The following is a 9,062-nucleotide window of genomic DNA, read 5'->3' as shown; positions in this document are numbered from 1 at the left end:
GGTTCTTAGTTTCAACCTTGCCAAAAAAGTGGAATCAAAAAACCATAAGCCAAAGAAAATTGAAATAGCATAAGACGCTATTTTATAAGTGTTTCCCTTAAAAATCACCTTCTTCCCAAAACTTTAAATCTAAAGGGTTTGAGAAGAAGGTTTTAAGTTTTGCCCACTTTTAAATACATTTTAAAAATCAAATATGATTGAAGAACCTTTTACCCTCTCCGTAAAAACTGTTTTGGAAAAATTTAACAGTAGTGCCAATCTGGGGTTAACAAATAAGGAAGCACAGCTTCGTCTTGAAAAATATGGGGAAAATAATATAGCTGGACATGCCGAAAAAAAACGATGGGAAATACTTTTTGACCAGATTAAGAATCCCATTATTTTAATTCTTGCCTTAGCTGCAGCCCTTATCTTTCTTTTCAACAAGGATTGGCCAGAAACCGTAGCCATACTCGTGGTAATCATAATTACGGTCATTATCGGCTTCTTAATGGAATTGCAGGGTATTCGTTCTCTTGAAACCCTTCGAAAAATTGGTTTATCAAAATGTAGTGTTCTTCGCGACGGAAAAATTATAATGATAAAGTCCACAGCCTTAGTTCCCGGAGACATCCTTCTAATAGAAGCTGGAGATGTGGTTTCAGCAGATGCGCGCCTGATTACCACTGAGAATTTAGCCGTTAAAGAAGCTTCATTGACGGGTGAGAGCAATACCATCCATAAAGTAATACATCCACTCTCCAAAAACACAATTTTATCACAAAGAAAAAATATGGTGTTCAGGGGAACTTCCGTAGTACAAGGTTCAGCAACTACAATTGTAGTACATACAGGGCTTGACACCCAACTTGGCAAAATCCAGAAAATGGGAAGCGATGTTAAAGAGCACCGAACACCCTTGGAAAAAAAATTGAATGAACTAAGCAAATGGCTTATTTGGCTTACGCTAATTTTTGCGATTCTAATTGTTATAACCGGATACCTTAAAGGCTTGGATATATTTTTAATTGTAGGAACGGCTGTAGCACTTGCTGTTGCAGCCATTCCAGAAGGGCTTCCCGTAGTGGCTACCATTGCTTTAGCTAGAGGAATGTTAAAGCTATCCAAGCGAGAAGTCATTATAAAAAAAATGGAAGCCGTCGAGACTTTAGGAGCAACAAATATTATTTGCACCGATAAAACTGGAACACTTACCGAAGACAAAATGCAGGTGCATACGTTGGCCTTTGAAGATGGTATATTTGAGTCAATTCAAAACAAAGATAGAATCCACTTTGATGATTTGGGCCAATCACTACAAGCATTTAATGCGCTAATCATGACGAGTGTTTTATGTAACAATGTTGTTTTGAATACCAAAGAAAAAAGGGGGGGATAGCATCGAATTGGCACTTATACAATTTGTCGAAAAACTACACTTTGACCCACAAAAAATCAAGAAAAATAATCCTGAAAAAATGGAGATCCCTTTTGATACTACAAATAAATTAATGGCAACATTAAATCAAAATGAAGATAAGGGTTTTACCGTTTATGCGAAAGGAGCATTTGAGAACTTAATAAAACATTGTGACTATATACTAAAGGATAACAAACCTCAAGAATTTATAAACAAAGAGGAATGGGCAGATCGTGTGGGTGATATGGCTTCCCAAGGATTAAGGATTCTCGCATTTGCTTATAGTAATCATAAAATAATGCCCAATAATGTCGATTTGCTATTACAGCTAACTTTTATAGGAGTGATTGGATTTTTAGATCCAGCCAGGGAAGATGTTAAATCGACAATAAGAGTTTACAAAGAAGCTGGCATAAGGGTCGTTATGATGACTGGGGATCACCCTGGAACAGCAAAGAAAATAGCTGAAGAAATAGGCTTATTGTCAAAAGTTGCACCATCAAAAAGTATCCTTCACGGCAATGAATTACAATTTGAAAAAGAACTGAATAACTCCCGGGATATGAAGCTTTTGGATGCTTCGGTCTTTGCAAGAGTAACACCAGAACAGAAATTAAAACTAATATCTTTTTATCAAGAAAACAATAATACAGTAGGCATGTTTGGCGATGGTATAAACGACATACCTGCACTGCGAAAAGCAGATATTGGCATTGCAATGGGTGTACGGGGTACACAAGCAGCAAGGGAAGCAGCTGATATTATTCTTAAAAATGACAAATTTACAGCAATGGAATTGGCAATAAATCAAGGACGCGCCATTTTTGACCATATAAGGCAGTTTGTTGTGTATCTTCTATCATGTAATCTGGCAGAAGTGCTAACTGTTGGTTTGGCAGCTTTATTAAGTCTCCCGGCCCCACTATTGCCATTACAGATTTTATTCCTAAACTTAGTAACAGATATTTTCCCTGCATTGGCCTTAGGAATGGGCAAAGGAGAAGTGGATATTATGAAACGTCCACCCAGAAATGCTGGCGAACCCATTATGACCAAAAAGCTCTGGTCTTCAACCATTTATTTATGGCCTAAGCATTACTGCTGCTGTTATAGGTATTACAGCGTATTCCCACTTAGCATTACAACATTCATCCAAAACCATAAACAATATGGCATTCTATACTTTGGTATTGGCGCAATTGTTCAATGTATTTAATATGTCCGAAAACAAGGTTTCTTTTTTTAATAATGAAGTGATAAAAAATATTTGGGTATGGCTCGCCATTGCTATATCGCTTCTTATTACCGCGGGCGCATATTACATAACACCTATCGCAAAAGCACTTTTCTTAACCAAGTTGTCAGGTGAGCAATTTGGATGGGTGTTTGTTTTCGCATTGGGTTCATTGGCTTTATCGCAGATAATAAAACGAATGGGAGGTACGTTCTAATCCAAAATTGCCAAGTATTTCTTTCTAAATTGGCGACATATTGCAATCCCGCTCATTTCTGGCACCATCACTCCAGCAGGATCAAATCATACTTCCCGAGAAGCGCAAACTTTGCTTAAAGAAGTTAAATATAATGGGTTATAAGCTACTACGATTAAAATTCTTATGCTGTAAAAGTTACAATTTTCAATCAAGCTAAGATCTGGTTTTTCTTAAGATCGGTTTAATATTCCTCAATTGTATTTCATCTACCATATATGGTAAAATTACCGATAAGCCTAAATGTCTAATATTGGCTATCAGTAATCCCGTGAAAATAAATATCTAATGCAAAGCTGTATTGATAAATACAACAGTTCACACTCTAAAGAAAAAAAAGGATAACTATACACGTCAAGAAATTAGTTATAACTCTTTCGAAAAAAAATTACAACTTCCAGATTCAGTAAAAGAGGAAGATGTGAAGGCGAAATATAAAGATGGGGTTCTTAGTTTTAACCTTACCAAAAAAGTGGAATCAAAAAACCATAAGCCAAAGAAAATAGATATTGCTTAATAAGAAAATCTATTTAAAAAAACAGGAGGTAAAAATTTTCACCTCCTGTTTTTTTTTAATTTTAGTTTTAGAATCGATATAAAATAATTGCAAAAGATTAAATCATTCGCTCTTCCACTTTATTCCAATTAATGATTTTTAGAATTTTCTGAAGATATTCTGTTCTTTTATTCTGATACTTAAGATAGTATGCATGTTCCCAGACATCAATACCTAAAATTGGCGTTCCGTTTATATCAACTACTTTCATCAAGGGGTTATCCTGATTAGGCGTTGAGAAAATGCGCAATTTCTTATCCTTACCTTGAACCACCCAGGCCCAACCCGAACCAAATCGTTTTGCTCCTGCATCTGCCAATTCATTCAAAAATGATTCTTCAGACCCAAAGTTCTCAATGATTTTACTTTTAAAAGTATCGCTCATTTCACCTCCCGGCGTCAAGACATCCCAATATAAATTATGATTATAATATCCACCCCCATTATTACGGATAGCCGTAGGTAAATTGTCCATACTCAAAATCTCCTCTATGGTATTTTCGCTAATAGCATTCTCCTTCAAGGCTGCGTTTAGCTTGTCGGTATATCCTTGGTGGTGCTTCGTATAGTGTATTTCCATAGTTAATGGATCAATCGTATCCGGAAAGGCGTCATATCCATAAGGAAGTTTCGGTAATTCAAAAATAGCTGTAGTGGCTGAAGTTGTTTCCATAAGGTTTTCTTTTTTCGAATCTGATTTACAAGCCGCTAGTAACACTGAAGGTGCAAAACACACTCCCGCTGAAACCAACATAGACTGTTTTAAAAATTTCCGCTTGTTCATTGGTGTTTATTTTAAATATTAGTAAAAAAGAAAATACTACTACTCCTTAAGTATAGTATTTAATACTTCATCTTTATCCAATTCTTTAGTACAAAAAAACCAGTCTTTACATTCTAAACCATCGGTTGAAGCCATTCTCTCTTCAGCAACTCCACAAGTACCGGCAGGGGAAACGATAACATCATCCCCGGGATACCAATCTGCAGGAGTTGCTACTTTAAAAGCATCAGCTGTTTGCATGGCAATGAGGGCTCTGTATATTTCATCAAAATTTCTACCTAAACTCAATGGGTAATAAATTATGGCTCTAACAATACCCTCTGGATCAATAAAAAAGACGGCTCTTACAGCTTGTGTTTTACTTTCTCCAGGCTGTACCATCCCATACTTTTTGGCAATCTCCATTGTAATATCTTCAATTAAAGGAAACTTCACCTCAACATTCTTCAATCCATTAAATTCAATTTTATCTTTAATGGTACGCAACCAAGCAATATGACTGTATAGCCCATCAATAGATAACCCTACCAGCTTACAATTTGCTTTGTTGAACTTTTCATCAAGACTCGCAAAAGTTATAAATTCGGAAGTACATACTGGCGTGAAATCTGCAGGATGGCTAAATAAAATAACCCATTTTCCTTTGTAATCTTCTGGAAAATTAATTTCTCCTTGCGTTGTTACAGCCTTAAAAATAGGTGCTTTATCTCCAATTCTAGGCATTGAGCTTACTTCTTCTTTAACTTCTAAACTTTCCATTTTTTCACTATTTAAAATGTTATTAATAGTAACAAATTTATAGCTAGCTCAAAACAATTGAAATGACCTAGGTCAGCAGCTATCATTTTAAGAATTAAGACATTTGTAATCAATTTAATCCTATAGGAAGCATTTTAAGGAAATTAGCTGCATAACACTGATTATTAGCTTAAATTGATTACCAAATAATAATTATCTGCAGAAGCAATATGTCAACAACCATATTTCTTATTATTTATTTCTTAATAGCCATTGCCTTGATGGGAAGGCTCATACTATATGGTATGCGACCTACCAAAACCTTGGCCTGGCTCTTGGCTATTTTTACCATTCCCATAGGTGGAATGCTTTTTTATTTTATAATGGGACGCAATAGAAGGAAAAACAAGTTTTATAAATTAAAAAAGACCAAAGAAATTTCACAATATCTCGCAAAGGTCAATGAATATTATGATAGTATCGGTAAAACAGACCATGCACCACTCCCCGCTCCCATTAGGAACCAAATTAAGCTCGTAAAACTACTTACAAAAAGCTCTAAATTTTTACCTAGTACAGGAAATGATTTAAAGGTTTTAAAAAATGGACTGGCAACCTTCAATGCTATTTTTAAAGCCATGGATAAGGCCGAGCATTATATCCATATCCAATATTACATATTTGAGGATGGTAAACTGGCACAACAGTTTTTATCCATACTGCAACGGAAAGTAAAAGAAGGTGTAAAAGTGCGTTTTATGTATGACGCTTTGGGAAGCCGATTGTTGAGTAGAAGGTATATAAAACAGCTAAAAGAAGCTGAAATAGAGGTGTATAATTTTCTGCCTATGCGGTTCGGAAGATTAATTTCTTCCATTAATTACCGCAATCACAGAAAGATAGTAATAGTCGATGGTTCGGTCGCTTTTACTGGAGGCATAAATGTGTCCGATAAATATGTTGATGGAGATTCTGTACTGGGAATTTGGCACGACACACATCTTCGGTTAAAAGGACCCATTGTAAACAGCTTACAGGCCGTTTTTGCGATGGATTGGAGTTTTGCAAGTGGTAAGGATGATGTGTTGTCTGCCGCTTATTTTTTGGAACAACCCCAAACAGGAAACTCTATAGCCCAAACTGTTGCAAGCGGTCCGGACTCGAATTTTTCGTCTATCCATCAATTGTATTTTTCAATTATAAATAAGGCGGAAAAATATGTTTACATCACCAATCCATACATAATCCCGGGCGAATCTTTACTTGAAGCATTGCGAGTTGCTGCTTTGGGCGGTGTGGATGTTCGGCTTTTGCTTTCTTCCAATTCAGATAGTGTTTTGGTAAAATGGGCTGTACAATCTTATTTTGAAGATTTTCTGGAAGCTGGAGTAAAGATTTACCTATATCCTGAAGGATTTTTACATAGTAAAGTTATTATTTCGGACGATACCTTAACAACCATTGGCACATCTAATGTAGACATTCGAAGTTTTGAGCAAAATTATGAGGTAAATATACTTATCTACGAAAAGGAATTTACAGAAAAATTAAAACAGGATTTTTTAATGGATTGCAAAATTAGCCGTCAAATCAACTATCAGGATTATATTAAGAGATCTAAAGTAGCGCGTTTAAAGGAAGGTATTGCCAAAGTATTTAGCCCAGTTTTATAATGAACTGACAATTGTCATTATCTGCTAATAATTAATACTTTATTTTTATGATTTGATAGAAAATGGAAATATTCGAAAATATAAATCAATGGGCTAACGCACATCCTGTTTCTTCCAATATATTCAAATATATAATCTGGATTGCATTTATATTATTCTCAATCACTTTTTTAAGACGGCTGTTAAGAAAGAAACTTCCTGATTCAGAAATTAGATATAAATCGCAAAAGGCTGTAGAATTTTTCGGCTATGTATTACTTATTTTAATAACAATATTATTTTTTACAGGTAGCATTAAAGACTCTGTTTTGGCTATTGGTTTACTAACTGCAAATATTACAATTACACTGCAGGAGTTAATTTTAAGTATTGCCGGTTCATTTTATATTTTCTTAGTTGGTGTTTATAAACCCGGTGATAGAATAGAGATTAATAAAATTAAAGGTGATGTAATTGATGTAGATAGCATTTATACCACGATGATGGAAATTGGTGAATGGGTATCTAGCGATAATTACACTGGAAGAATAGTCAAACTTAGCAACGCATTTGTATTTAAAGGTCCAATCTATAACTATTCAAAGGATTTTCCCTTTGTATGGGATGAATTTAACCTGCCGATCAGGCACGGTTCCGATGTGGAACTCGCCAAGACTATTATAGTTAAAATCGCCGCCGAAAATCTATCTGAATATGTTTCAAAATCTATTTCAGATTGGCACAATGTTGTAAACAAGTATTACATTGAAAATGCCGAAGTAGATCCAACCTTGGCCATTACAATGACTGATAACTGGATACAATTCAATCTTCGTTATATAGTGGACTATAAAAAAAGAAGATACACAAAACATATCTTGAATGAGCTTATTGGAAAGGAAATACAAAACACAGACGGAAAAGTACAGTTAGCTTCTGCCACCTTTGAAATTGTTCGAATTCCAAAAATTAATCTTGAAAAAAACAACTCACAATGAAGATAGGGCTCGTATTATCTGGTGGTGGAGCGAAAGGAGCAGCGCATATTGGAGTCATTAAGGCATTAGAGGAGTACAATATATTTCCAACACATATTTCCGGCACAAGCGCAGGTGCCATTGTGGGAGCTCTGTATGCTCAGGGTATAGGTTGGGAAGAGATGTTAAACTTTTTTAAAACCATACCCATCTTTCGCCCCAGTAAATATGCACGTAGCAAACCTGGTTTTATCAATACTGAAGCATTTTATAACAGCTTTAAACATTTCTTCCCTGAAGACAATTTTAAAGCCCTGAAAAAACCTCTTTTTGTTACAGCAACTAATATTGTGGATGGCTCACTAAAAATTTTTAGTAAAGGACAACTCATAAAGCCAGTATTGGCATCGGCCTCCTTTCCAGGCGTCTTTACACCTACCGAGATTAATGGTTCTTATTATATTGATGGCGGTACGATCAACAACTTTCCAATAGAACCATTAAAACCTGAATGCGATAAAATTGTAGGTGTCTATGTAAATCCTTTGAAAAAAATCAATATTAACGATTTAAAACACTCATATACAGTAATAGAAAGAGCATATAGGATAAAAGCAGCGTATGAATCTACCACAAAATTTAACGACTGCGATCTTATTATCTGTCCAGAGGAATTGGCTAATTTCAGTGTATTTGATATGAACAAAATAGAAACTGTTTTTAATTTGGGCTACACTACCACAAAAAAGATCCTGATGGAACAAGAAGCGGTTGTTTCAAACCTTAAAGTAAAAACAGCATTAAAGTAAAATCTATAATTACTGTTTTTTTAAAAGGTCCTGCATCAGAATAATGGTGGTCCCGGTTTGGTTCCTTGCAAAAAAAAAATATGACTGAATTAAATTATAGATGAATTTTATTGGCTCTAAAGTTAGCATGCTAACTTTGAAGGTGTTAACAATTAGATGATATGAAAGATAAGATAACCGACATAAAAATGCTTCAGGCGGTATTTGATGCTTCTGAAGATGGGATTCTTATTTTCGATAACCGTGGAATTATTTTAAAAGCCAACTCAGCAGCTGAAAATCTTTACGGATATCGGTCAGGGAAATTATTGCAAAAAAATGTAACTGAACTAATTTCCGAAAAGTTGGACACTCTCTTGAAAGAAACTTTAAAACAAGATAAAACCAACAAATCCAATCAAGTAGATGCCATACGAGGTATTAAAATAGATGGTTCATTGTTTCCTTTGAACCTAAGCCTTAGCCCTTATCTTATTGACGAAAGAGAAGTGATCATTGCTTTTTTTAGAGACACTCCAACACAATTAGCCCACAATATCAACGAAGCCAAACGAAAAAAAAGTGGGTTAATTGAGCAGGACAGAAAGTTCAATAATTTGGTCAACAATCTTCCATGCATTGTATATAGCTGCAAAAACACCAAAAACTGGGAAGCCT

General features: G+C 35.1%; 10 protein-coding genes. 8 read left to right on the top strand and 2 right to left on the bottom strand.

The genetic code is table 11. The features are described 5' to 3' along the window. The first annotated feature begins 193 nt into the window (after positions 1-193). The 4 genes from VKY47_RS04060 to VKY47_RS04045 all read left to right on the top strand — a co-directional run bounded on the left by VKY47_RS04060 (position 194) and on the right by VKY47_RS04045 (position 3,406). Positions 194-1,378: an HAD-IC family P-type ATPase gene (locus VKY47_RS04060; RefSeq protein ID WP_324310569.1), complete on the top strand. Its 1,185-nt coding sequence runs from the start codon at positions 194-196 to the stop codon at positions 1,376-1,378. Positions 1,379-1,385: 7 nt separating this feature from the next. Beyond that, positions 1,386-2,615 carry an HAD-IC family P-type ATPase gene (locus VKY47_RS04055; protein ID WP_324310568.1) on the top strand — a complete coding sequence of 410 codons (1,230 nt, stop codon included), beginning with the start codon at positions 1,386-1,388 and terminating at the stop codon, positions 2,613-2,615. Then, a complete protein-coding gene (locus tag VKY47_RS04050) occupies positions 2,509-2,850 on the top strand; it encodes a cation-translocating P-type ATPase C-terminal domain-containing protein (RefSeq protein WP_324310570.1) in 342 nt (113 codons plus the stop codon). Before VKY47_RS04055 ends, VKY47_RS04050 begins: the two co-directional genes overlap by 107 nt. A gap of 340 nt (positions 2,851-3,190) precedes the next feature. Then, positions 3,191-3,406 (top strand): Hsp20/alpha crystallin family protein, encoded by a 216-nt coding sequence (locus VKY47_RS04045; RefSeq protein WP_324310567.1) that lies wholly within the window; start codon positions 3,191-3,193, stop codon positions 3,404-3,406. A 97-nt stretch (positions 3,407-3,503) separates the two neighbouring features. Here VKY47_RS04045 and VKY47_RS04040 read toward each other — a convergent pair whose 3' ends face one another. Together VKY47_RS04040 and VKY47_RS04035 are read right to left on the bottom strand one after the other, a co-directional pair. Next, on the bottom strand, positions 3,504-4,229 hold the full coding sequence (locus VKY47_RS04040; protein ID WP_324310566.1) for a superoxide dismutase: 726 nt from the start codon (positions 4,227-4,229) through the stop codon (positions 3,504-3,506). 39 nt (positions 4,230-4,268) lie between these two features. Next, on the bottom strand, positions 4,269-4,988 hold the full coding sequence (locus VKY47_RS04035; protein WP_324310565.1) for a peroxiredoxin: 720 nt from the start codon (positions 4,986-4,988) through the stop codon (positions 4,269-4,271). Between the two features lie 209 nt (positions 4,989-5,197). Between VKY47_RS04035 and cls the strand changes: the two genes are divergently transcribed. The 4 genes from cls to VKY47_RS04015 all read left to right on the top strand — a co-directional run. Then, the gene (gene cls / locus VKY47_RS04030; RefSeq protein WP_324310564.1) at positions 5,198-6,640 is read left to right on the top strand and encodes a cardiolipin synthase; all 1,443 of its coding nucleotides are present in this window, start codon (positions 5,198-5,200) and stop codon (positions 6,638-6,640) included. A 62-nt stretch (positions 6,641-6,702) separates the two neighbouring features. Then, entirely contained in the window at positions 6,703-7,617 is a 915-nt protein-coding gene (locus tag VKY47_RS04025; protein ID WP_324310563.1) for a mechanosensitive ion channel family protein, read from the top strand. Further along, on the top strand, positions 7,614-8,405 hold the full coding sequence (locus VKY47_RS04020; RefSeq protein WP_324310562.1) for a patatin-like phospholipase family protein: 792 nt from the start codon (positions 7,614-7,616) through the stop codon (positions 8,403-8,405). Before VKY47_RS04025 ends, VKY47_RS04020 begins: the two co-directional genes overlap by 4 nt. Positions 8,406-8,566: 161 nt before the next feature. Further along, positions 8,567-9,062, top strand: a 496-nt coding sequence (locus tag VKY47_RS04015; protein ID WP_324310561.1) for a PAS domain-containing protein, incomplete at its 3' end; no start/stop codon positions are given.

The sequence above is a fragment of the Xanthomarina sp. genome, from assembly GCF_035306705.1.
Classification (GTDB): domain Bacteria; phylum Bacteroidota; class Bacteroidia; order Flavobacteriales; family Flavobacteriaceae; genus Xanthomarina.
Note: the sequence above shows the minus strand (reverse complement) of the source record. Positions and strands in the feature narration are given on the sequence as shown.